Origin of the sequence: Tepidimonas ignava, assembly GCF_004342625.1 — a bacterium.
Classification (GTDB): Bacteria; Pseudomonadota; Gammaproteobacteria; order Burkholderiales; family Burkholderiaceae_C; genus Tepidimonas; species Tepidimonas ignava.
In genome coordinates, this window is record NZ_SMAH01000008.1 from 92,815 (window position 1) to 113,356 (window position 20,542).

At 70.1% G+C, this 20,542-nt stretch carries 19 protein-coding genes and 2 tRNA genes; 11 read left to right on the top strand and 10 right to left on the bottom strand.

What is annotated here, in order from left to right; translation table 11 throughout:
* Positions 1-19: 19 nt before the first annotated feature.
* Entirely contained in the window at positions 20-1,087 is a 1,068-nt protein-coding gene (locus EDC36_RS07640; RefSeq protein ID WP_132962667.1) for a quinone-dependent dihydroorotate dehydrogenase, read from the top strand.
* Between the two features lie 59 nt (positions 1,088-1,146).
* Here the strand turns inward: EDC36_RS07640 and EDC36_RS07645 are convergent, their stop codons facing one another.
* The 5 genes from EDC36_RS07645 to EDC36_RS07665 form a co-directional block, all read right to left on the bottom strand.
* Entirely contained in the window at positions 1,147-2,079 is a 933-nt protein-coding gene (locus EDC36_RS07645) for a universal stress protein (protein WP_132962668.1), read from the bottom strand.
* Positions 2,076-3,752, bottom strand: a complete 1,677-nt coding sequence (locus EDC36_RS07650; protein ID WP_132962669.1) for a cation:proton antiporter — start codon at positions 3,750-3,752, stop codon at positions 2,076-2,078. The genes EDC36_RS07645 and EDC36_RS07650 overlap by 4 nt, the downstream gene beginning before the upstream one ends.
* A 68-nt stretch (positions 3,753-3,820) precedes the next feature.
* Positions 3,821-4,951, bottom strand: coding sequence for an NAD(P)/FAD-dependent oxidoreductase (locus EDC36_RS07655; protein WP_132962670.1), 1,131 nt, complete (start codon positions 4,949-4,951; stop codon positions 3,821-3,823).
* A gap of 18 nt (positions 4,952-4,969) precedes the next feature.
* Entirely contained in the window at positions 4,970-5,494 is a 525-nt protein-coding gene (locus EDC36_RS07660; RefSeq protein WP_132962671.1) for a disulfide bond formation protein B, read from the bottom strand.
* Positions 5,495-5,519: 25 nt separating this feature from the next.
* Entirely contained in the window at positions 5,520-6,299 is a 780-nt protein-coding gene (locus EDC36_RS07665; protein WP_132962672.1) for a ferredoxin--NADP reductase, read from the bottom strand.
* A gap of 266 nt (positions 6,300-6,565) precedes the next feature.
* Between EDC36_RS07665 and EDC36_RS07670 the strand changes: the two genes are divergently transcribed.
* The 4 genes from EDC36_RS07670 to EDC36_RS07685 all read left to right on the top strand — a co-directional run bounded on the left by EDC36_RS07670 (position 6,566) and on the right by EDC36_RS07685 (position 10,297).
* Positions 6,566-6,841: an oxidative damage protection protein gene (locus tag EDC36_RS07670; protein WP_132962714.1), complete on the top strand. Its 276-nt coding sequence runs from the start codon at positions 6,566-6,568 to the stop codon at positions 6,839-6,841.
* Positions 6,838-8,790: a bifunctional tRNA (5-methylaminomethyl-2-thiouridine)(34)-methyltransferase MnmC2/FAD-dependent 5-carboxymethylaminomethyl-2-thiouridine(34) oxidoreductase MnmC1 gene (gene mnmC, locus EDC36_RS07675; protein ID WP_132962673.1), complete on the top strand. Its 1,953-nt coding sequence runs from the start codon at positions 6,838-6,840 to the stop codon at positions 8,788-8,790. The genes EDC36_RS07670 and mnmC overlap by 4 nt, the downstream gene beginning before the upstream one ends.
* 102 nt (positions 8,791-8,892) lie before the next feature.
* Positions 8,893-9,222, top strand: coding sequence for a ferredoxin FdxA (fdxA, locus tag EDC36_RS07680; RefSeq protein ID WP_132962674.1), 330 nt, complete (start codon positions 8,893-8,895; stop codon positions 9,220-9,222).
* Positions 9,223-9,232: 10 nt separating this feature from the next.
* On the top strand, positions 9,233-10,297 hold the full coding sequence (locus EDC36_RS07685) for an NAD(P)/FAD-dependent oxidoreductase (protein WP_132962675.1): 1,065 nt from the start codon (positions 9,233-9,235) through the stop codon (positions 10,295-10,297).
* Here the strand turns inward: EDC36_RS07685 and thiD are convergent.
* A complete protein-coding gene (thiD, locus tag EDC36_RS07690; RefSeq protein WP_132962676.1) occupies positions 10,294-11,166 on the bottom strand; it encodes a bifunctional hydroxymethylpyrimidine kinase/phosphomethylpyrimidine kinase in 873 nt (290 codons plus the stop codon). The genes EDC36_RS07685 and thiD overlap by 4 nt on opposite strands.
* A 42-nt stretch (positions 11,167-11,208) precedes the next feature.
* Here thiD and EDC36_RS07695 point away from each other — a divergent pair, with 42 nt between their 5' ends.
* The 6 genes from EDC36_RS07695 to EDC36_RS07720 all read left to right on the top strand — a co-directional run bounded on the left by EDC36_RS07695 (position 11,209) and on the right by EDC36_RS07720 (position 15,968).
* Positions 11,209-12,336: an FAD-dependent oxidoreductase gene (locus EDC36_RS07695; RefSeq protein WP_132962677.1), complete on the top strand. Its 1,128-nt coding sequence runs from the start codon at positions 11,209-11,211 to the stop codon at positions 12,334-12,336.
* A complete protein-coding gene (thiS, locus tag EDC36_RS07700) occupies positions 12,333-12,542 on the top strand; it encodes a sulfur carrier protein ThiS (protein WP_132962678.1) in 210 nt (69 codons plus the stop codon). The genes EDC36_RS07695 and thiS overlap by 4 nt, the downstream gene beginning before the upstream one ends.
* Before the next feature lie 12 nt (positions 12,543-12,554).
* Positions 12,555-13,373 (top strand): thiazole synthase, encoded by an 819-nt coding sequence (locus EDC36_RS07705; protein WP_132962679.1) that lies wholly within the window; start codon positions 12,555-12,557, stop codon positions 13,371-13,373.
* A 4-nt stretch (positions 13,374-13,377) separates the two neighbouring features.
* Positions 13,378-14,328 (top strand): thiamine phosphate synthase, encoded by a 951-nt coding sequence (locus EDC36_RS07710; RefSeq protein WP_132962680.1) that lies wholly within the window; start codon positions 13,378-13,380, stop codon positions 14,326-14,328.
* A gap of 12 nt (positions 14,329-14,340) precedes the next feature.
* A tRNA-Asn gene (locus tag EDC36_RS07715) sits at positions 14,341-14,416 on the top strand.
* Positions 14,417-14,606: 190 nt separating this feature from the next.
* Complete coding sequence (locus tag EDC36_RS07720) at positions 14,607-15,968, top strand: diguanylate cyclase domain-containing protein (RefSeq protein WP_132962681.1); 1,362 nt, start codon at positions 14,607-14,609, stop codon at positions 15,966-15,968.
* Between the two features lie 15 nt (positions 15,969-15,983).
* Here the strand turns inward: EDC36_RS07720 and EDC36_RS07725 are convergent, their stop codons facing one another.
* The 4 genes from EDC36_RS07725 to EDC36_RS07740 form a co-directional block, all read right to left on the bottom strand.
* Positions 15,984-16,217, bottom strand: a complete 234-nt coding sequence (locus tag EDC36_RS07725) for a DUF2789 domain-containing protein (RefSeq protein WP_132962682.1) — start codon at positions 16,215-16,217, stop codon at positions 15,984-15,986.
* Between the two features lie 19 nt (positions 16,218-16,236).
* On the bottom strand, positions 16,237-17,661 hold the full coding sequence (gene dnaB / locus EDC36_RS07730) for a replicative DNA helicase (RefSeq protein WP_185971181.1): 1,425 nt from the start codon (positions 17,659-17,661) through the stop codon (positions 16,237-16,239).
* Positions 17,662-17,711: 50 nt separating this feature from the next.
* Positions 17,712-20,366, bottom strand: a complete 2,655-nt coding sequence (locus EDC36_RS07735) for an EAL domain-containing protein (protein WP_132962684.1) — start codon at positions 20,364-20,366, stop codon at positions 17,712-17,714.
* 76 nt (positions 20,367-20,442) lie between these two features.
* A tRNA-Val gene (locus EDC36_RS07740) sits at positions 20,443-20,519 on the bottom strand.
* Positions 20,520-20,542: the final 23 nt, after the last annotated feature.

The following is a 20,542-nucleotide window of genomic DNA, read 5'->3' on the forward strand; positions in this document are numbered from 1 at the left end:
GCAATGCGACAATTATCCAATGAGCTGGATTCCCTACGGCCTGACGCGCCGCGCCTTGTTCGCGCTGGACCCCGAACACGCCCACGAGCTGACGCTGCACACCCTGCAGCGGTTGCAACACACACCGCTGCTGGGGTTGCTGGCGCAGCCGCGTGTGCACGACCCCATTCGGCTGGCGGGGCTCATGCTGCCCAACCGCGTGGGGCTGGCCGCTGGGTTGGACAAAAACGCGCAATGCATCGACGCCTGGGCGGCCATGGGGTTTGGCTTTGTCGAGGTGGGCACCGTCACGCCCAGGCCCCAGCCCGGCAACCCCAAGCCGCGCCTGTTTCGTCTGCCCCAAGCCCAAGCGCTCATCAATCGCTTTGGCTTCAACAACGAGGGGCTGGAGGCCTTCGTCGCCCACGTGCGCGCCAGCCGCGTGCGCCAGCAGGGGCAGCCGGCGTTGGTGCTGGGCCTCAACATCGGCAAAAACGCCGACACCCCCATCGAGCGCGCGGTGGAGGACTACCTGCTTGGGCTGCGCGGCGTGTACCCGTACGCCGACTACGTCACCGTCAACATTTCCAGCCCCAACACGCGCAACCTGCGCCAACTGCAAAGCGACGAAGCCCTGGAGCGGTTGCTCGCCGCGCTCACCGACGAGCGTGCGCGGCTGGCTGACCAGCATGGCGTGCACCGCCCCCTCTTCCTGAAGATCGCCCCCGACCTGGACGAGGCGCAGATCGGCGCCATCGCCGACGCGCTGCAGCGCCACGGTATCGATGGGGTCATCGCCACCAACACCACGCTGGCGCGCGAGGCGGTGCAAGGCTTGCCCCACGCGGACGAAGCCGGCGGGCTGTCCGGCGCGCCGCTGGCCGCACCAAGCAACCGCGTCATCGCGGCGCTGCGGGCGCGCCTGGGGCCGGGTTTCCCCATCATCGGTGTCGGGGGCATCCTCAGTGGCGACGACGCCGTGGCCAAGCTGCGCGCCGGCGCCGACGCGGTGCAGCTCTACACCGGGCTGATTTACCGCGGGCCGGCGTTGGTCACGGAGGCGGCGCGGGCGCTGCGCGACCACGCGCCTGGCACCCGCGCGGGGTGATGATCGGTCAGCCCCAGGGCTGACGCGGGCGCCCACGCACCGGCAGCGCGGATGCCGCGTCACGCCGACGCCTGCAGCGTTGACACCAGCACGTCGCATGGCACCTGCGCCAGCGCGTGCTTGGTGACGCTGCCCAACAGCAGTTCCTCAGCCGCGCTGACACCGTGCTTGCCAATGACGACCAGGTCGCAATCGCGCTGCACGGCCTCGTAGACCAGGGCGGGCGCCGCGTCGCCCTCGTGCAGCACGGTTTGGTAGCGCGTCGGGGGCCAGCCCCGTTGCTGCGCCAGGTGGTGCAAACCGTTGCGAGCGCGCTCCCGGGCGCGTTGGCGGTACAGCTCAATCATCTCGTCGTCAACCCCAGCAAAGCGCAGCTTTTCCTCGTAGGGCACGGTGTAGGCATGCAACAGCCAGATGTTGGCCTGCGGCGCCACCGCAGCCGCCAGGTCAAGGGTGGGAGCCGACCAAGGGGAAAAATCCACCGCCACGAGCACACGCTGGTAACTCCGCTGCGGCGGCTGCCGCACGACCAGCACAGGTTGGCCCGCCTTGCGCAGCAGGCGCTCGACGGTGGTGCCCAGCACCGGCAACTGCGCGCCGCCCCGCCCGCTGGCCCCCAGCACCACGCAGTACGGTTGGCATTGCCGCGCGACCCCGTCGATGTCGCGCACGGGGTGCCCCTCGACCAAGGCCGCATGCACGGCGAGCGCGGGCGACTGCGCCCGCATCGCATGCACGAGTTCTTCCAGCGTCGCTCGGGCATCGGCCACGATGCGCTCACGGGGCTGGGCCCCGCCGAGCCATGTCGTCAGCTCGGTTATCCAGTCGTGTTGCAGCACGTGCAGCACCGTCAGGTGCGTGCCCAGGCCTTGCGCCAGGCGTGCGGCGCGGTGCACGGCGGCCTGCGCGCCAGGGGAAAAATCGGTTGCCGCCACCACGCCCCCCTGCGGCAACGTGGTCGGCCACGTGGTGGTCGTGACGCCCTCGCTCATGGATCGGCTCCTGGACCAACGTTGGCCGGGCGCATGACACTGGCCAGGTGTTGCGCGGCGTGCAACGCTGCGTCGCGGTAAGGTTGATAGATGTGCTGCACATCAAGCCGCTGCAGCTCCTCCAGCGCTGCCTCGTCGCGGGCGGCCACCGCGATCGGGCCTCGGTAGCCCGCGATGCGCAGCGCGTACACGAGCGTGCGGGCCGATGCCACCAGGGGCAGCGTCACCACCACCCACCGGGTGGACGACAACGGCAGTGACTCCAAGAAGTCGGGGTTTTCGGCGTCGCCGTAGTGCACCGGCAAGTGTTGGCGCTTGAGTTCGCGCACCAGCTCCGGGTCATGGTCGAGCCCGACCGCGGTGACACCACGCTGGTGCAGCTCGCGCAGCAGCCGGCTGCCGTAGCGCCCCAGGCCGAACACCAGCACATCCGCCTCACCGCTGCGCGGTGGGTGGCGGTCCACGGCCAACTCGCGGTACGGTCGCCTCCGCTCAAAGATGTCAAGCCACGGGGCCAGGCGCTCGTACAACGGGTGGGAGTACAGAATCATGTACGTCGACAGGGTGATCGTGATCAGCCCGACCAGCGTGGTCAGCCCCAACGCCTGCGTATCGATGTGGCCCAGCGAGATGCCCATGGCCACGAAGACGATCGAAAACTCGCTGATCTGCGCCACCGTCAGGCCCGCCAAAAAGCCCGTGCGCTTGCGGTAGCCCATGTAGCCCATGATCGCCATGACGATCAGCGGGTTGCCCACAAGCACAAACTGCGACAACACCAGCGCGGGCACGAGCTCCTGCCCCAACGTGGACAGATCCAACTCCGCCCCGAGGTGTATGAAAAAAAACAGCAACAAAAAATCGCGAACACCGCCCAGCCGGGCGTTGATCGCTTCCCGGTAGTGGGTCGAGGCCAGCGTGAACCCCGCGACGAACGCGCCGGCCTCCATCGAAAAACCGGCCCAGGCCCCCAGCGCCGCCAGGCCCAGACCCCAGGCCAGGGCAAAAATCAGCAGCAACTCCTGGGAGCGCGCCATCATCGCGGTCACCCGCGGCAACACCCAGCGCATCAAGCCTGCAATCAGCGCCACCGCCAACACCACCCGCCCGACCAACGACCCCACGACGCCCCAGCCAACGGCACCATCGGCACCCTCGGGAGCCCTCAGGGCGCTCATCGCCATCATGGCCAGCACCACCGCCAGGTCCTGCACGATCAAAAAACCCACCGCGATGCGCCCGTGCAGCGAGTCGAGCTCCCGCTTGTCGGTCAGCAGCTTGACGATGATGATCGTGCTCGAAAAGGTCAGCGCCACCGCCACGTACAGCGCCGTCATCACGTCTTTGCCCAGCGCCAGGATCAATCCAAACCCCAGGGCGATCGTGAAGGCCAGCTGCCCCAGGCCGGTGGCCAGCGCCACAGGGCCGATGTGCCGTACGTGGTGCCAGTCGAGTTTGAGCCCGACGATGAACAGCAGCACCGTCACGCCGATTTGGGCCAGCAGCGCCACCTGGTCGTGCGCCTTGACCCACCCCAGGCCCGCAGGGCCCAACGCGATGCCGACCACGATGTAAGCGATCAGCACGGGCTGACGCAAACGCACGAACATCGCCCCTGCAGCCGCAGCCACCAGCAGCAGCATGGCGAATTCGGCGAAGGGATCGATCGTCATATCCCTGTGCCGATTCAGCGTCGCGTGGATGGTTCCCCTGGCCGCGCCCGCGTCACCAGAGGCCGTCGTCAGGCCAGGAGCGTCGCCACCACCTCGCCCACCGCCAGCGCGCTGGTCAGGCCCGGGGATTCGAAGCCCAGCAGATGCACCAGGCCCGCCCAGCCGTGCTGCTCCGGGCCCACCGGCGCGAAGTCCGGCGCGGGTTCGTCGGGGCCGTGGATTTTGGGCCGGATGCCGGCGTAAGCCGGCTGCAGCGCGTCGGCTGGCAACCCGGGCCAGTAGCGGCGGATGGCGGCTTCGAACGCCGCCTGGCGTGTGCCGTCAACGTCGTAGGTCAAGGTCTGCGGCGACGCATCGGGCAGCCACTGCAGGTCGGGGCCAAACCGGGCTTGTCCACCAAGGTCCAACGTCAGGTGCACGCCCAGCCACGCGTCGCGCGGCACCGGGTACACCAGACAATCCACCGGCGCCGCCCCCCGCAGCGCGAAGTAGTGCCCCTTGGCGTAGCGTGGGCGTGGCCACGCCTGCGGGGGCGGCCCCTGCACCGCGCGGGCCACGTGGCACGCCCACAAACCGGCCGCGTTGACCAGCACGTCGGCCTGCAGCGCAAAGGCTTCGCCTGCCAGCGTGTGGCCATGCACACGCCAGCCACCCTCGCCGCGCGCGCCGATCGGCTCAGCCCCCTCGAACACCGACCCCAACGCCACCACACCGCCGGCGCGCTGCACATCGGCGTGCAGCGCCTGCATCAGCGCGTGGCTGTCCACGATGCCGGTGGTAGGCGACCACAACGCCGCCGCTGCACGCAGCGCGGGGGCGCGCCGCTGCACCTGCGCCGCGTCCAGCGGCTGCACCGGCACGCCGTTGGCCGCCGCGCGCCGGGCCAGCCCCTCCAGCGTCGCTTCATCGGCCGCCTCGGCGGCCACCACCAGCTTGCCACAGCACCGATGCCCCACCCCCGAGCGCTGCGCGTAGTCGTACAGCAGCGCCTTGCCGCGCACGCACAGGCGGGCCTTCCATGACCCGGGCGTGTAGTACAGCCCGGCGTGGATGACCTCGCTGCTGCGCGAACTGACGCCGGTACCGATCGCCGTGGCGCGCTCCAGCACCACCACCTCGCGCCCGGCCTGTGCCAGCGCGCGCGCCACCGCCAGGCCGATGACGCCCGCGCCGACGACCAGGGCACCCACGCGATCCATCGCCGCAAGCCCGCGCCTTCAGCGGCGGCGCGCGCCCCCCACCAGCAGGGTCAGGCACACGGCGGCCATGGCCACGAAGTTGAGAAACGACCAGTTGGCGATCGTCAGCCCCAGCCAGGTCCAGTCGATCGCGGTGCAGTCACCACTGCCGCGAAAGATCATCGGAATGGCCCGCTTGAGGGGGAAGGCCTCGATCATGCCGTAGAAATCCCGTCCGCAGGCTTGGATCTCGGGAGGGAACCACTGCAGCCACGACTGCCGCGCCGCGACGAAGGCCCCCAACCCCGCCACCACCAGCGCGGCGGCGATGAGCCCCAGGCGCGCCCCACGACGGGGCAGCGCGGCGGCCAGCGCGGTCAGCAGCGCCACCCCGACGAGCGCGTAGCGCTGCACGATGCACATCGGGCACGGCTCCAGCCCGACGACGTGCTGCAGGTACAGCCCAAAGCCCAGCAGCCCCAGGCACCACAGGGCCACCCCCGCCGCCACAACGCGTGGCCGGGCGGCCAGCGTTGCCCACCCACCCCGTTCGGCCACGTTCATGGTCGCCGGCCCCTTGCGCGCCGCCTCAGTTGGCGTCGGCAAACGCACGCTCGATGACGAACTGCCCCGGCGTGCTGGTGTTGCCTTCGACAAAGCCGTAGCGCTCGCACATGGCCTTGAGGTCGCGCAGCATGGCCGGGCTGCCACAGATCATCACGCGGTCGGTCTCCGGGTTGAGCTGGGGCAAGCCCAGCTCGCGCGCCATCTGGCCGCTTTCCACCAGTTGCGGAATGCGCCCCTGGCGCTCGAACGGCTCGCGCGTCACCGTGGGGTAGTAGCGCAGCTGCTGGCGCACCATGTCACCCAAAAACTCGTGCTGCGGCAGCTCCTGGGTGATGTAGTCGCGGTAGGCCAGCTCGGCCACCAGGCGCACGCCGTGCACCAGCACCACGTGCTCGAAGCGCTCGTAGGTGGCGGGGTCGCGGATGATGCTCATGAACGGCGCCAGGCCGGTGCCGGTGCCGAACAAATACAGGTGTTTGCCCGGCAACAGGTAGTCGATCACCAGCGTGCCGGTCGGCTTGTGCCCGACGATGATGTGGTCGCCCGGCTGAATGTGCTGCAGGCGGCTGGTCAGCGGACCGTCGGGCACCTTGATGCTCAAAAATTCCAGGTGCTCCTCGTAGTTGGCCGACACGATGCTGTACGCACGCAGCAGCGGCTTGCCGTTGTCCAAGCGCAGGCCGATCATCGTGAACTGCCCGTTGAGGAAGCGCAGGCCCGCGTTGCGCGTGGTCTTGAAGGAAAACAGGCGATCGGTCCAGTGGTGCACGCTGAGCACGCGCTCGTCGTCGAAAGCACTCATGATGTCGGGTCGATGGTTGAATGGCTACGAATCAAGCAGAAGCCTAATACCCCCACGGGCATTGAACGTTGACGACTGTCAAACACCCTTCGTGCGCGCCGCGGCGCCCGCTCGGGTACAGTGTCATCTGTGGCGGCACCGCGCACGGGAGGCCGTGCCGCGCGGCGTCGAAAGCCGCATCGTAGCAAACCCTTCATGCCCTTACGCCCCAGTCATCATGACCGTAAGGCATGAAGCACCCCACCCTCAATGATCAGGAGTTCGCCATGGCACGCATGGTCCGTTGCATCAAGCTTGGCGTCGAGGCCGAAGGCCTGGACTTCCCGCCCTACCCCGGCGAGCTGGGCAAGCGCATCTACGACAACGTCAGCAAGCAGGCGTGGCAGGAGTGGCTGCGCCTGCAAACGATGCTGGTCAACGAAAACCGCCTCAACCTGGCCGACGCGCGGGCGCGTCAGTACCTGGCGCGCCAGATGGAAAAGCACTTTTTTGGTGAAGGCGCCGACGTGGCCGCCGGCTACGTGCCGCCCACCCAAGCGTGAGCGCGGTGGTGCAGTGGCTGCCCGACGGCACGCCACAAAGCACGCTGTACGGCGACATCTACCGCAGCCGCGGCGCCGACGGCCAGGGTGGTTGGGCCCAAGCCCAGCATGTCTTTTTGCGCGGCTGCGGGCTGCTGGCCCAGCCTGATCAGCCCGCGGCGTGGGCGCACGTCCCGCGCTGGCACGTGTTGGAAAACGGCTTCGGGCTGGGGCTGAACTTCCTGGCCACGTGGCAGGCCTGGCGCGAGCAGCCCGACGCTTCGGCCGAGCTGCACTACATCGGCATCGAAGCCCACCCGGCCCGGGCCGACGACGTGCTGCGCAGCGCCGCCGCGTTTGCCGAGCTGCAACCGCTGGCGCAGCGGTTGGCGGCGGTGTGGCGCGGTTTGCTGCCTGGCGTGCACCGCTGGACCTGGGACGACACCGGTCCCCAGGGCCAGCCGCGACGGCTGCACCTGACGCTGTGCATCGGTACGGCGCAGCGTTGGCTGCGCGAGCTCGACACCCCCGTGGACAGCGTCTACCTGGACGGCTTTGACCCGGCGCGCAACCCCGACATGTGGTCGCCCGAGCTGCTGCGAGCCGTGGCACGGCTGTGCCGGCGCGGCACGCGGCTGGCCACCTGGAGCGTGGCGCGGGCGGTGCGTGACGGCCTGCGTCAGGCCGGGTTTCGCGTCGAGCGCGCCGCGGGCCTGCCACCCAAGCGGCACTGTCTGCGCGCGGTGTACGACCCCGCTTGGCAGCCACGCACGGCGCTGCGCGCGCCCCTGCAACCACGACCGGGACGGGCGTTGGTGGTGGGGGGTGGCTTGGCGGGGGCGGCTGCGGCGCACAGCCTGGCGCAGCGCGGGTGGCAGGTCACGGTGCTGGACCGCGCGGTCGCGCCCGCGGCCGGCGCTTCGGGCCTGCCGGTGGGTCTGCTGGCACCGCACGTTTCGCCCGACGACGCCCCACTGTCACGCCTGACGCGCGCTGGGCTGGGGGCCACCTTGCAGCGCGCGCAGCGGCTGCTCACGCCCGGGCTGGGCTGGGCCCCCACCGGGGTGCTGGAGCACCAGCTCGAAGGCCGTCACGCGCTGCCCCCAGCGTCGGCGTGGCACCCTTGGGGCGAGCACTGGAGCAGCCCCGCCACCACCGCCCAGCGCCGACAAGCCAACCTGCCGACCGAGGCCCAGGCGCTGTGGCACGGCTGCGGCGCCTGGCTGCGCCCCGCGGCGCTGGTGCAGGCGCAGCTCGCGCACCCCAACGTCGCCTGGCATGGTGGCCAGGCCGTGGCGTCGCTGGCGCGCGAGGCCGACAGCTGGCACGCGCGCGATGCCCAGGGTCGCTGTGTGGCGGTTGCGGACGTGGCCGTCGTGTGCGCGGGGTTTGACACCGCCACGCTGCTGGCGCCGCTGGGCTGTCGCCTGCCCTTGCACGCCCTGCGCGGCCAGGTGGCTTGGGCACGCATGGCCGACTGGCCGCCCGAGCTCCAGACCGCGCTGCCGCCCTGGCCCGTCAACGGCCACGGCTCGCTGGTGGCAGGCGTGCCGGCTGGCCCCGCCGGTGAGCCGATCTGGTGCATGGGCTCGACCTTTGTGCGGGGCCGCACCGACACCGCGCCCACCGCCGACGAGCACACCGCCAACTTGGACAAGTTGCAGCGCCTGCTGCCCAGCGCCGCCGGGGCGCTGGCACCCCACTGGCCCCAAGCACAGGCGTGGGCCGGGGTGCGCTGCACGGTGCCAGACCGCTTCCCCATCGTCGGCGCCGTGGACCCCCAACGTTGGCCGGGCTTGTGCGTGCTGACCGGGCTGGGGGCACGCGGGTTGACCCTGTCGGTGCTGGCGGGCGAGGTGCTGGCCGCGCAACTGCACGGCGAACCCTGGCCGCTGGAGCCGGCGCTGGCCCACAAGCTGCTGGCGCTGCGTTGGGGCCGGTCAAGCCCCCATGGCGCGGGGCCTTGCTGACGCACGTCAACGGCAACGAGGGCGCCTGGGCCTACAATTCGCCCCCTACGGGCGCATCGGCCGCCGCCGCCCCGGCGGGGCGTGCGCCCCAATGGTCTTGCCATGACACACGTCGTAACCGAAGCCTGCATCGCTTGCAAGTACACCGACTGCGTGGATGTCTGCCCCGTGGACTGCTTCCGCGAAGGGCCCAATTTTTTGGCCATCGACCCGGATGAATGCATCGACTGCGCGGTGTGCATCCCCGAGTGCCCCGTGGGTGCCATCTACGCCGAAGAAGACGTGCCCAAGGACCAGCAGCACATGATCGCGCTCAACGCCGAGCTGGCCAAGCTGCCCACCTGGAAAAGCATCACCAAGCGCAAAGCCCCGCTGCCCGACGCCGACAAGTACAAGGACATGACCGGCAAGCTGTCGCTGTTGCAGCGCTGAGGTGGCCGCCATGGCCACGCCGGACGGTGCCCCTGCGGTGGATGCCGACGCCGTCGTCATCGGCGCCGGCCCGGCGGGTTTGTGGGCCGCGTTCGAACTGGGGTTGCAAGCGCTTGGCGTGCATGTGCTCGACAGCCTGCCCCACGCAGGCGGGCAGTGCGCCGAGCTGTACCCCGACAAACCCATTTACGACATCCCCGGTGTGCCGGTGTGCACCGGGCAGGAGCTGACGCACCGTCTGCTGCAGCAGCTTCAGCCGCTGCAGGTGCCGCTGCACCTGGGTCACACGGTGGCTGGGCTGCAGGCCGACCGCACCGGCCACGGCGACGGTTGGCGCCTGCACACCGCACAGGGCATGACGCTGCGCTGCCGCGCCCTGGTCATCGCCGCGGGCGTTGGCGCGTTTGTGCCGCGACCGCTGGCTGTACCGGGGTTGGAGGCTTGGCAGGATCAACAGGTCTTTTACACCGATCCGCCCCCCGCCGTTTGGTTGGACCGCCACGTCGTCGTGGTCGGTCCGGGCGAAGCGGCGGTGCGGTTGGCGCTGCACACCGCCGCCCACGGTGCGGCCCGCGTGACCCTACTGCACCGCACCGACCGCTTCGCGATCGACCCCGCGCTGGACGATGAATTGCAGGCCGCCATTGGTGCCGCCCGGGTGCACCTGTGCCTGGGCCAACCGGTGGGCGTTGTGAGCGATCCGGACGGCCGTCTGCTCGCGCTGGAGGTGGCCACCGCACGGGACGAGCGCCTGAGCCTGCCGGTGGATGTGTTGCTGCCACGGCTGGGCTTGCATCCGCGTCTGGGCCCGATCGCCGAGTGGGGCTTGGCCATGGAGCGCAAACACCTCGTTGTGGAGCCGGGCACCTTGCAGACCTCCACCCCCGGCATCTACGCGGTGGGCGACGTCGTGCACTACCCCGGCAAACGCAAGCTCATCCTGTGCGGTTTTCACGAAGCCACGTTGGCCGCGTGGGCCATCGCCGAGCGGCTGCGGCCGGGGCAGCGCATCCCCTTGGAATACACCACCACCAGCCCCCGCCTGCGCGCGCTGCTGGGAGCCGACGCGCCCTAGCCCGTGATGCGGCGCAACTGCATAGGCTGCGGTGCCCAGCCGTGGTTGAGCGGACCGCTGCCCTGCCCCAGGCGCACGTGCGCACCGGCCTGCAACGCCTGACGGACCCAGGCGTGGGCGGATTGCACCGCCTCTTCCAGCGTCTGGCCCAGCGCCAGGTACGACGCGATCGCCGACGACAGCGTGCAGCCGGTGCCGTGCAGGTTGGGGCTGGGGATGCGCTCACCGCGCAACCAGACCCAAAAGGCAGCCGGCTCGCTGGCGATGGCCAGCAGGTCGGTCACCACCTCGCCGCTCAGGTGGCCGCCTTTGAGCAACACGGCACGCGCGCCCCGTTGCAGCAGCTCCGCCGCGGCGGCTTCGAGCTCGGACGCATCGCTCAAGGCGCGGCCCAGCAACAGCCCGGCCTCGTCCAGGTTGGGCGTGACCACCGTGGCACGGGGGAACAGCTCGTGCACCAGGCGTTGCACCGTGTCGGGCTCGATCAGCGTGTCGCCGCTGGTGGCCACCATCACCGGGTCGAGCACCACGTTGGGCAAGCGGTAGGTGTCGATGGCCCAGGCGACCGCCTCGACGATGTCGGGCGCGTGCAGCATGCCGATCTTGACCGCGTCGACGCCGATGTCTTCCACCACCGCCGCGATCTGCTCCTTCAGAAACGAAGCCGGTACCGCGTGGATGGCCCGCACGCCCAACGTGTTTTGCGCCGTCAGGGCCGTGATCGCGGTCATACCGTAGCAGCCCAGGGCCGCCATCGTCTTGAGGTCGGCCTGGATCCCGGCGCCGCCGCCGCTGTCGCTGCCGGCGATCGACAGCACACGTGGGTAACGCCACACGTCGGGGTGAGCAAGGTCGTTGAGGTGCGACATACATCAATTATGCGGCCGGCGCGCTCGGGTACGATCGCGCGCATGAGCAACCCTTTGAGCGCAACCATCCTGGGCGCAGGTCTCCTGGGCCGGCTGTTGGGCGTGGCGCTGGTGCGCGCCGGCTGGCAGGTCGAACTGCGCGAACAGGCCCCCGACCCTGAGCACGCGGGCGGTGCTGCGCGCGTGGCCGCGGCCATGCTGGCGCCCCTGGCCGAGTCGGCCGTGACCGAGCCCAACGTCGTGGCCATGGGCCTGTACGCGCTGCCACGCTGGCAGGCACTGTGCGCCAGCCTGCCGCGGCCGGTGTTTTTTCAGCGCGAGGGCACGCTGATCCTGTGGCACCGGCAAGACGCGCGCGAAGCCCACCGCTTCGAGGCGCTGCTGCGCGCCACCGCGGCCCGTCTGGGCAGCCTGCCCGAGCCGCAGCCGCTGCACGCCGAGCAGCTGGCCCAGTGCGAACCCGCGGTCGCGGGCCGGTTTGCCCAGGCGCTGTACCTGCCCGGCGAGGGTCAGCTCGATGGCCGCGCCATGCTGGAGGCGCTGCTGGCCGAATTGCACGCCCACGGCGCCGTGGTGCGGTGGGGCGCGGCCAGCACCTTGGCCGACGCCATGGCCGCAAGCCACCGCCCTGGCCACTGGGTGTTCGACTGCCGTGGCCTGGGTGCCCAAGCCGAGTGGCCCGCCGATGGCGCTGCGGGCAGCGGACCGCTGCGCGGTGTGCGCGGCGAGGTGGTGCGCCTTTACGCGCCTGACGTCACGCTGCAGCGTCCCACGCGGCTGCTGCACCCGCGCTACCCGATCTACATCGCCCCCAAGGAGCGGCATGTCTTCGTCATCGGCGCCACCGAAATCGAAGCCGACGACCGCTCGCCCGCCAGCGTGCGCTCGACGCTGGAGCTGCTCAGCGCCGCCTACGCCGTCCACCCCGGTTTTGCCGAAGCGCGCATCCTGGAGCTCAACACCGAGTGCCGCCCCACCCTGCCCGACAACCTGCCGGCCGTGCGTGTGCGTGCCCCGCGCGTGGTGCAGCTCAACGGCCTGTACCGCCACGGCTACCTGGTCGCGCCTGCCGTGTGCGACGCCGTGCTGCAGTACGTGCTCGAAGGGCACACCGCGCTGGCGCAACAACTCGGGTTGACGTTTGTGACCCCGGAGACCTTGACCGCATGAACATCGTGCTCAACGGCCAGCCCCTCGCCTTGCCCGACGCCGCGTGCGTGGCCGACGCCGTCGACCACGCCACCCACGCGCTGGGGCTGCGGCCACCTTTTGCGGTGGCGCTCAACCTGCATTTCGTGCCACGGGCACAATACGCGCACACGCCGCTGCGCGAGGGGGACCGCTTGGAAATCATCACCCCCATCACCGGTGGCTGACCCCCCCACACCATGGATGCCAACCCAAACCCGTCGAACCACCCCGATCCCCTGATCCTGTACGGCCAGGCGTTCGCCTCGCGCCTGCTGCTGGGCACCTCGCGTTACCCCTCGCCCGCGGTGCTGGAGCAGGCCGTGCAACGGGCCAGGCCCTGCATGTTGACCGCCTCCCTGCGGCGCCACGGCGCCCTGGGCGCCGACGCCAGCCACGGCTTTTGGACGCTGCTGCAGCGCCTGGGGGTACCGGTGCTGCCCAACACCGCGGGATGCCACAGCCTGCAAGAGGTCATCACCACCGCCGAAATGGCGCGCGAGGTGTTCGGCACCGACTGGATCAAGCTTGAGCTCATCGGCGACGACTACACCCTGCAGCCCGACACCGTGCAACTGCCCGCCGCGGCGGCCGAGCTCGTGCGCCGCGGCTTCAAGGTGCTGCCCTACTGCACCGAAGACCTGGTGCTGTGCCAGCGGCTGCTGGACGCCGGCTGCCAGGCCGTCATGCCGTGGGCGGCCCCGATCGGCACCGGCCAGGGGCCGGTCAACCCCTACGCCATGCGCGTGCTGCGCGAACGCCTGCCCGACGTGCCGCTGATCGTGGACGCGGGCCTCGGACTGCCCTCGCACGCCTGCCAGGTGTTGGAGTGGGGCTACGACGCCGTGCTGCTCAACACCGCCGTGGCGCAGGCCCGCGACCCCGTGGCCATGGCCGGGGCGTTTGCCGACGCCGTGGCCGCCGGCCGCGCGGCCTACCGCGCTGGCGCCATCGAGCCCCAAACCGCAGCCCAGCCCAGCACCCCGGTGCTGGGCACACCGTTTTGGCACCAACCCTGACGCCATGCCAGCGCCCTTGCACGTTCCCGCCCCCGAAGCCGCCGCGCAAGCCATCGCCGCAGCCCACGCCGACTTGCGCATCGAGCGCGACGCCGACCCGCACGCCGTGCCCGCCGACGGCAGCGTCTACGCGGTCACGCACGCGGCCGCGCGCCGCTTGGGCTTTGGGCCGGCCGACGCAGCCGTGCTCGCCAGCGCGTGGGTGCGCCGCGCCACCCGCCTGGGGTTGCAGCCCCACGATTGGCCCGACGACCCGCAGGATTTTGGTTTGGCGCTGCACCCCCAACCGTTCCCCCCCTGCCCGCACGACATGGGCCTGTACGCCGTGCTGCCCAACGCCGACTGGGTGGCGCGCATGGCCGCAGCGGGGGTGCCCACGTTGCAGTTGCGCTTCAAGCACGACGACCCGGGACGCATCGCGAGCGAGGTGCAGGCGGCGGTGCGCGCCGTCGAGGGGACGTCCGCGCGGTTGTTCATCAACGACCACTGGCGTGCCGCGCTGGACGTAGGTGCCTACGGCGTGCACCTGGGGCAAGAGGACCTCGACACCCTCACGCCCGACGATATCGCCACCCTGCGTGCCAGCGGCTTGCGGCTGGGCATCAGCACCCACGGCTACGCCGAACTGGTGCGCGCGTGGCGGCTGGGGCCCAGCTACCTCGCACTGGGGGCGGTGTTCCCGACCACGCTCAAGGCCATGCCCACCGCCCCTCAAGGGGTCGGCCGCTTGCGCGCTTACGCCCGCCTGGTGCGTGCGGTGCCCATCGTCGCCATCGGTGGCATCGGTCTGGCCGAGCTGCCTGCCGTGGCGGCCAGCGGCGTCGGCGCCTTTGCGGTGGTGCGCGCCATCGTGCAGGCCCCCGACCCCGAAGCGGCTGCACGTGCGTTGATGCAACGCTGGGGCGAGCTGCGCGCTGACGCGCGACGCGATCACCCGCCCCCAACTGGGCTATAATAGAGGTCTTGTTCCCCGATAGCTCAGTCGGTAGAGCGCCGGACTGTTAATCCGTAGGTCCCTGGTTCGAGCCCAGGTCGGGGAGCCAACCGATCACACGTAGCCCGCCGGCCGGCGGGCTTTTGTTTTGGGCGACCTGGCAACCACCAGCCCCTGTGACGGGTCTGCGAGGCGGACCACGCGGGCCAGCTCTGAGCCCGCGCCTCCCCCAAACAGGGGATGGACATCGCCGCGCAGGGCATGCATCATTTCTATTTTTAGGAGTTTGCGCGCCAACCATGACCAGCCACGGCCCGAGTGTGGGCAACCCCGCGCCAGCCACCGACGTGCCAGCGTGGCCGATGTCGGGTGAAGCTGCGCTTGCGCTGGTTGCCGACTGGCGCTGGGCCATGGATGCGCAGCTGCGCATTGTCCGCGTGGAGAGCTTGCACCCCGAGCGGCCGCTGCCTGCGCTGGACACGCTGTTGGGGCACGCTCCTTGGGACAGTCCTGGCTTCCACCTGCCGGCCGCCCAGTGGCGCCATCATCAGCGGGTGCTGTGGGCACACAAACCGTTTCGGGGCTTGGAGCTGGCTTGGCGCACGCCCGGTCGACGTGCACGCTGGTGCGCCATCAGCGGGCTGCCCCAGTTCGATGAGCGGGGGCATTTTGCCGGCTACGTGGGCGTGGCCCAAGACATCACCCCACGCAAGCGGGCCGAAGTCGCGTTGCGCGAGACGCGCGCCGAGCTCGATGCCACGTTGCGAGCGCTGCCTGACTTGCTGTTCGAAATCGACCGTGACGGGGTGTTTCACCGCGTGCACTCGCCCGACAGCAACCTGCTGGCCGCGCCGGCCGGCGCCATCGTTGGGCGCAACCACCGGGATCTGCTGCCCCCCGATGTGGTGGCGGTGGGCGAAGCCGCCATGGCCGAAGCCGAGCGGCGTGGCCACGCGCGCGGCTACCGCTACTCGCTGGAACTGCCGATGGGGCGGCGCTGGTTTGAGCTCTCGGTGGCGCGCAAGCAGATGCCCGGCCCGGGGCCAACGCGCTTCGTGATGCTGGTGCGCGACGTCACGGCGCTCAAGCAACGCGAAGACGAACTGACCGAGCTCGCGTTCATCGACCCGCTCACGGGCCTGGCCAACCGCCGGCTGCTGCTGGACCGCATTGAGCAAGCGGTGCTGCGCCAGCAACGCGAACCGGGCTGGTGCGCGTTGCTGTTCATCGACCTCGACGATTTCAAGCAAATCAACGACCGCCATGGCCACGCGGCGGGCGACGCCGTGCTGCGAATGCTGGCGCACCGCTTGCGCGGCAGTGTGCGTGGTTCCGACCCTGTGGGGCGGCTGGCCGGGGATGAATTTTTGGCGCTGCTGACCGATATCGGGCAGGCGCCGCTGCGCGCACAGCGCATCGCGTTGCGAGCCGCACGCATGATCGTGCAGGCCATGGCGGAGCCGGTGCCGCTGGGCGACCACACCGTGCAGGCCAGCTGCAGCGTGGGCGTGCTGTTGTTCCGTGGCTGCCAGCCGCTGCCCGCGCTGCTGGCCCAAGCCGATGAGTTGATGTACCGCGCCAAGGACGCTGGCAAAGGGCGCGTCATGGTGCGCTGGTACGGGCGCAGCGGCCCCGCCGCCGCGCCAGCGCCGGACCTCTGAGCGGGCTGCGGTCACTCAGCGACGCAGCGCGGCGTCGAGCTGATCCACCAGTTCCGCCCAGTCGGCGTCTTCGCATTTGGCGTCACGCAAAAAGCGGGCTTGCGCCGGCGTCCACCACGGGGCGTCGGCCAGCGCGACGTTGGCCGGCAGGGGCGCGTGCCGCTCCAGGAAGGCGCGCATCGACGCTTCGTCGTTGGGCAGGCCAAGCTGCGCAAACAGCTCGGCCAGGTCGTGTATTGGTCGTTCCATACCGTGCTCCCGTACGCGTTCAGTAACCTGTATCGTACCCGGCCAGGTTTTCGAACCGCGTCAACGCGCTCAGGAACGCCAGCTTGACCGTGCCGGTGGGCCCGTTGCGCTGCTTGCCGATGATGATTTCCGCCACCCCCGGCTCCTTGCACTGGTCTTTGGTGTAGTACTCGTCGCGGTAGATGAACATGATGATGTCGGCGTCCTGCTCAATGGCGCCTGATTCGCGCAAGTCCGACATCATGGGCCGCTTGTCGGTGCGCTGCTCGACGCCGCGGTTGAGCTGCGACAGCGCGATCACCGGGCACTGCAACTCCTTGGCCAGCATCTTGAGGCCGCGCGAGATTTCGCCGAGCTCCGTGGCGCGGTTTTCGTCGCTGTTGCCACCGCCGCTCATCAGCTGCAGGTAGTCCACGACGATCAGGCCGAGCTTGCCGCATTGGCGCGCCAGCCGACGCGCGTTGGCGCGCAGCTCGGCCGGCGTCAGGCCGGGTGTCTCGTCGATGTACAGCGACACGTGGCGCAGCTTTTCGATCGCCTCGGTCAGGCGCGGCCATTCGTCGGGCGCCAGCTTGCCGGTGCGCAGGTGGCTTTGGTTGATGCGCCCGATCGACCCCACCACCCGCACCGCCAGTTGCGCCGCGCCCATTTCCATCGAAAACACCGCCACCGGCAGGCCCTCGTGCAGGGCCACGTGCTCGGCGATGTTGATGGCGAAGGCCGTTTTACCCATGCTCGGGCGCGCGGCGATGATGATCAGGTCGCCCGGCTGCAAGCCGGCGGTCATGCGGTCCAGGTCGATGAAGCCGGTGGGCACCCCGGTGATGTCGTTGGGGTTGTCGGCCATTTCCTGCACACGGTCCAGCAGCTCGACCACGAGCTTGTCCATCGACTGGAAGCCCTGCTTCATGCGGCTGCCTTCTTCGCCGATGGACAGGATTTTTTGCTCGGCCTCGTCCAGGATCGTGGCCACCGGCTTGCCGCGCGGCGCGAAGGCTTGCGCCGCGATGTCGTCGCTGGCGGCGATGAGCTTGCGCAGGATGGCGCGCTCGCGCACGATTTCGGCGTAGCGCCGGATGTTGGCCGCGCTGGGCACGTACTGCGCCAACTGGTTCAGGTAGGCCAGCCCACCCACCTCGTCGGCGCGGCCCAGGCTGGCCAAGTGCTCGTGCACCGTGATGACGTCGGCAGGCTTGCCGGCGCCGATCAGGGCGTCGATGGCGGCGAAGATACGCTGGTGCTCAGGGCGGTAAAAGTCGCTCTCGGTGACGAGGTCGGCCACGCGGTCCCACGCGGCGTTGTCCAGCAGCAGCCCGCCCAGCACGCTGGACTCGGCCTCCAGGGAGTGAGGAGGTACCCGCAGCGCCGCCAGTTGGGGGTCGTGCTCCAGCGGGGGCAGCAGCGGCGACAGCGCCGCCAGGGGGTCGATCGATGCATCGTTCATCGCACGCGATTGTGGCAGCATCCGCGCCCGCCCGCGCCGCTTGGCGTGCTTCAGCCAGCCTGGCCCGCCAGCCAACGCTGGCGCCAACCGGGGGCGTCGTGGTGGCGGCACAGTTCGGCAAAGTCGGCTTCGGCCAGCGCCGCCGAGAACAGCCACCCCTGCATGACATCGCAGCCCACCGCAGCCAGGAACTGCGCCTGCTGCACCGTTTCCACCCCTTCGGCCACGGTGCTCAAGCCCAGCGTGCGGGCCAGTTGCACGATGGCGCGGATGATGGCCTCGTCGTCCGCATCGCGGCCGATGTCTTGCACGAAGGCGCGGTCGATCTTGAGCCGGCGAAAACCCAGCCGGCGCAGGTACGCCAGTGACGAGTAGCCGGTGCCGAAGTCGTCGATGGCGATGGGAAAGCCAGCTTGCACCAGGGGCTGCAGCGTGCGGCGCACGACGTCGGCGTGGCCCGCCGCCACCGATTCGGTGACTTCCAGCTCCACGCGCTGCGGTGGCAACGCCAGGCTTTGCACCAGCGCCTGCAGCCGCTCGGCAAAACCAGGCTGGCGCACCTGCAGCACCGACACATTGACGGCCACGTACGGCGCGTCGGGCAGGTCGCTCCAACGGCGCGCCGCGGCCAGCGCCTCGCGCAGCACCCAGTCGCCGATCTCGACGATGCGGCCGGTGTCTTCGGCCACCGGAATGAATTCCGCGGGCGATACCTCGCCCCACTCGGGGTGGCGCCAGCGCAGCAGCGCTTCGGCGCCGACGATGCGTCCGTCGCGCAAATCGACCTGGGGCTGGTATTGCAAGTACAGCTCGCCACGCGTCAGCGCCATGCCCAGCGCGGTGCTGAGGCGCAACAGGCGCTCGGCACGCTGCTGCTGCGCCGCGGCGTAAAAGCGCACCGTGTTGCGCCCGGCGGCTTTGGCTTCGTGCATGGCCGCGTCGGCACGGCGCAGCAACGCGTCCACCTCCTGCCCATCGTCGGGAAACAGCGCCACCCCCACGGAGCCCCCCAGCGCCAACTCGCCGTCGGGCAGCCGGTGCGGCTGCCCCAGCACGCTCAGCATGGTGCGCGCCCACTGCGCCGCCTGGGCGGCATCGGCACCGGGCAAGACGACCACAAACTCATCGCCGCCGGTACGGGCGGCCACATCGCCCACACGCAACTGCTGCGTCAGGCGCCGCGCCACCTCGGCCAGCACGGCGTCACCGACGCTGAGGCCCTGCGACTCGTTGACGGCTTTGAAGTGGTCCAGATCCAGCACCAACACCGCCAGGGGCTTGGCGTCGGCGCGTGCCTCCTCCAGCAGGCGCTGCAACACCGTGTACAACTGCGTGCGGTTGGGCAACCCGGTCAACTGGTCAAACCGCGCCAACTGCTCGATGCGCTGCTGTGCGGCGCGCCGCTCGCTGATGTCGCGCGTCACCCCCAGCACTTCCCACCGCCCGCTGTCGGGTTCGCGCACCAGGCGCGTCACCACCTCGGTCCACACCAGCGAGCCGTCTTTGCGGCGCTGGGGCAACTCCAGCACCTCCACCACGCCTGTGTCCAGCGTACCCGCGTCCAGGGCCGCCAAGCGCTCGACCAGACGTTCGCGCACACGCCGCGCGTCGTCGGGCAGCAGCACCGCGTCCAGCGGCTGCGCCATGACCTCCTCGGGCGTGTAGCCACGCAGCCGTTGCACCGCCGGGCTGACGTAGGTGAACCGCTGCGTGCGTGGGTCCAGCGTCCAGATGACGTCCGCCACCGACTCGGTGATCTGGCGGTACCGCCGCTCGCTGCGGCGCAGCTCCGCCGTCGCCGCGCGCACCTGCCGGCGTAACCACAGCGTGGCCAGCCCCAGGGCCAGGGCCGCGGCCAGCAGGCCGCCCACCGCCGGCAGCACCCACGCCGGCCAGCGCACCACGCCCTGGGGCATGGCCCAACGCCGCATGATTTGGTGGTAGGGCGACGCCGGGTCGGCACTCCAGCGTTGCAGATGGCGATCGATCGCCCTCAGCACGTCGGTGTGGCGCCCTTTGGGCACGGCGTAGTACAGCCGCGCGGGGTTGAACACGATGGGCGTGCTGACCAACCCGTACGCCCGCATGTGGTAGTCGCCAAAGTGCACGTTGGTCGCCGCCGCATCAGCCCGCCCTTGCGCCACCGCCTCGAAAGCCGCGGCAAACGACGCTACCGGCACCCACTCGGTGCGCAGGTCGAAGCCTTCGACCATGCTTTGCAGCACTTGTTGTTGCACACTGCCCTGCAGCACCGCGACGCGTCGCCCATCCAGGTCCAGCAGGGTCGTCACGCGCACCGAGGGGCGGCTGTAAATCTGCGACCAACTCAGCAGCGCGGGCTGCTGATGAAAGTCGAAGCGGGCCTGCCGCTCCGGTGTGGCGGCCACGTCGGGCATTAGGTCCAGCGCACCGGCCTGCAGTTGCTGCAAGCACCACTCCCATTCGCACGCCACGAACTGCAGCGACCACCCTTCCTCGGCGGCGATGGCCTGCAGCAGCTCGACCAGGCTGCCGCTGGCAGACCCGTCGGAAGCGCGCATCACCTTGGGCGGGTTGTCGTAGTACCCCACCCGCAGCGTCAGGGCATGCAGCGGCGCAGCCGTCAACAACCATGCCAGCCAACCCAAGCGCACGCACGCCCGTCCAGCGCGGCGTGCACGCTGGACGAGCCGTTGACGCGCGCGCACAGCCCAAGTCCCTGCCATGCCGCGATGGTACGTCACAAATGCGGCCGCTTCCAAAGCACAAAGCCCGCACGTGGCGGGCTTGGGACTGGCAAACTGGTAGGCGCGATTGGACTCGAACCAACGACCCCCACCATGTCAAGGTGGTGCTCTAACCAGCTGAGCTACGCGCCTGGGTCGGTGTCGGTTGGTGACCG

Excerpts from the sequence above, each read along its gene's own strand:
- EDC36_RS07650 (WP_132962669.1), bottom strand. The coding sequence starts at position 3,752 with ATGACGATCGATCCCTTCGCCGAATTCGCCATGCTGCTGCTGGTGGCT.
- EDC36_RS07640 (WP_132962667.1), top strand. The coding sequence starts at position 20 with ATGAGCTGGATTCCCTACGGCCTGACGCGCCGCGCCTTGTTCGCGCTG.
- thiS (WP_132962678.1), top strand. The coding sequence starts at position 12,333 with ATGAACATCGTGCTCAACGGCCAGCCCCTCGCCTTGCCCGACGCCGCG.
- EDC36_RS07660 (WP_132962671.1), bottom strand. The coding sequence starts at position 5,494 with ATGAACGTGGCCGAACGGGGTGGGTGGGCAACGCTGGCCGCCCGGCCA.
- EDC36_RS07670 (WP_132962714.1), top strand. The coding sequence starts at position 6,566 with ATGGCACGCATGGTCCGTTGCATCAAGCTTGGCGTCGAGGCCGAAGGC.
- EDC36_RS07725 (WP_132962682.1), bottom strand. The coding sequence starts at position 16,217 with ATGGAACGACCAATACACGACCTGGCCGAGCTGTTTGCGCAGCTTGGC.
- dnaB (WP_185971181.1), bottom strand. The coding sequence starts at position 17,661 with ATGAACGATGCATCGATCGACCCCCTGGCGGCGCTGTCGCCGCTGCTG.
- EDC36_RS07735 (WP_132962684.1), bottom strand. The coding sequence starts at position 20,366 with ATGGCAGGGACTTGGGCTGTGCGCGCGCGTCAACGGCTCGTCCAGCGT.
- EDC36_RS07695 (WP_132962677.1), top strand. The coding sequence starts at position 11,209 with ATGAGCAACCCTTTGAGCGCAACCATCCTGGGCGCAGGTCTCCTGGGC.
- EDC36_RS07655 (WP_132962670.1), bottom strand. The coding sequence starts at position 4,951 with ATGGATCGCGTGGGTGCCCTGGTCGTCGGCGCGGGCGTCATCGGCCTG.
- EDC36_RS07665 (WP_132962672.1), bottom strand. The coding sequence starts at position 6,299 with ATGAGTGCTTTCGACGACGAGCGCGTGCTCAGCGTGCACCACTGGACC.
- fdxA (WP_132962674.1), top strand. The coding sequence starts at position 8,893 with ATGACACACGTCGTAACCGAAGCCTGCATCGCTTGCAAGTACACCGAC.
- EDC36_RS07645 (WP_132962668.1), bottom strand. The coding sequence starts at position 2,079 with ATGAGCGAGGGCGTCACGACCACCACGTGGCCGACCACGTTGCCGCAG.
- thiD (WP_132962676.1), bottom strand. The coding sequence starts at position 11,166 with ATGTCGCACCTCAACGACCTTGCTCACCCCGACGTGTGGCGTTACCCA.
- EDC36_RS07705 (WP_132962679.1), top strand. The coding sequence starts at position 12,555 with ATGGATGCCAACCCAAACCCGTCGAACCACCCCGATCCCCTGATCCTG.
- EDC36_RS07720 (WP_132962681.1), top strand. The coding sequence starts at position 14,607 with ATGACCAGCCACGGCCCGAGTGTGGGCAACCCCGCGCCAGCCACCGAC.
- EDC36_RS07685 (WP_132962675.1), top strand. The coding sequence starts at position 9,233 with ATGGCCACGCCGGACGGTGCCCCTGCGGTGGATGCCGACGCCGTCGTC.
- EDC36_RS07710 (WP_132962680.1), top strand. The coding sequence starts at position 13,378 with ATGCCAGCGCCCTTGCACGTTCCCGCCCCCGAAGCCGCCGCGCAAGCC.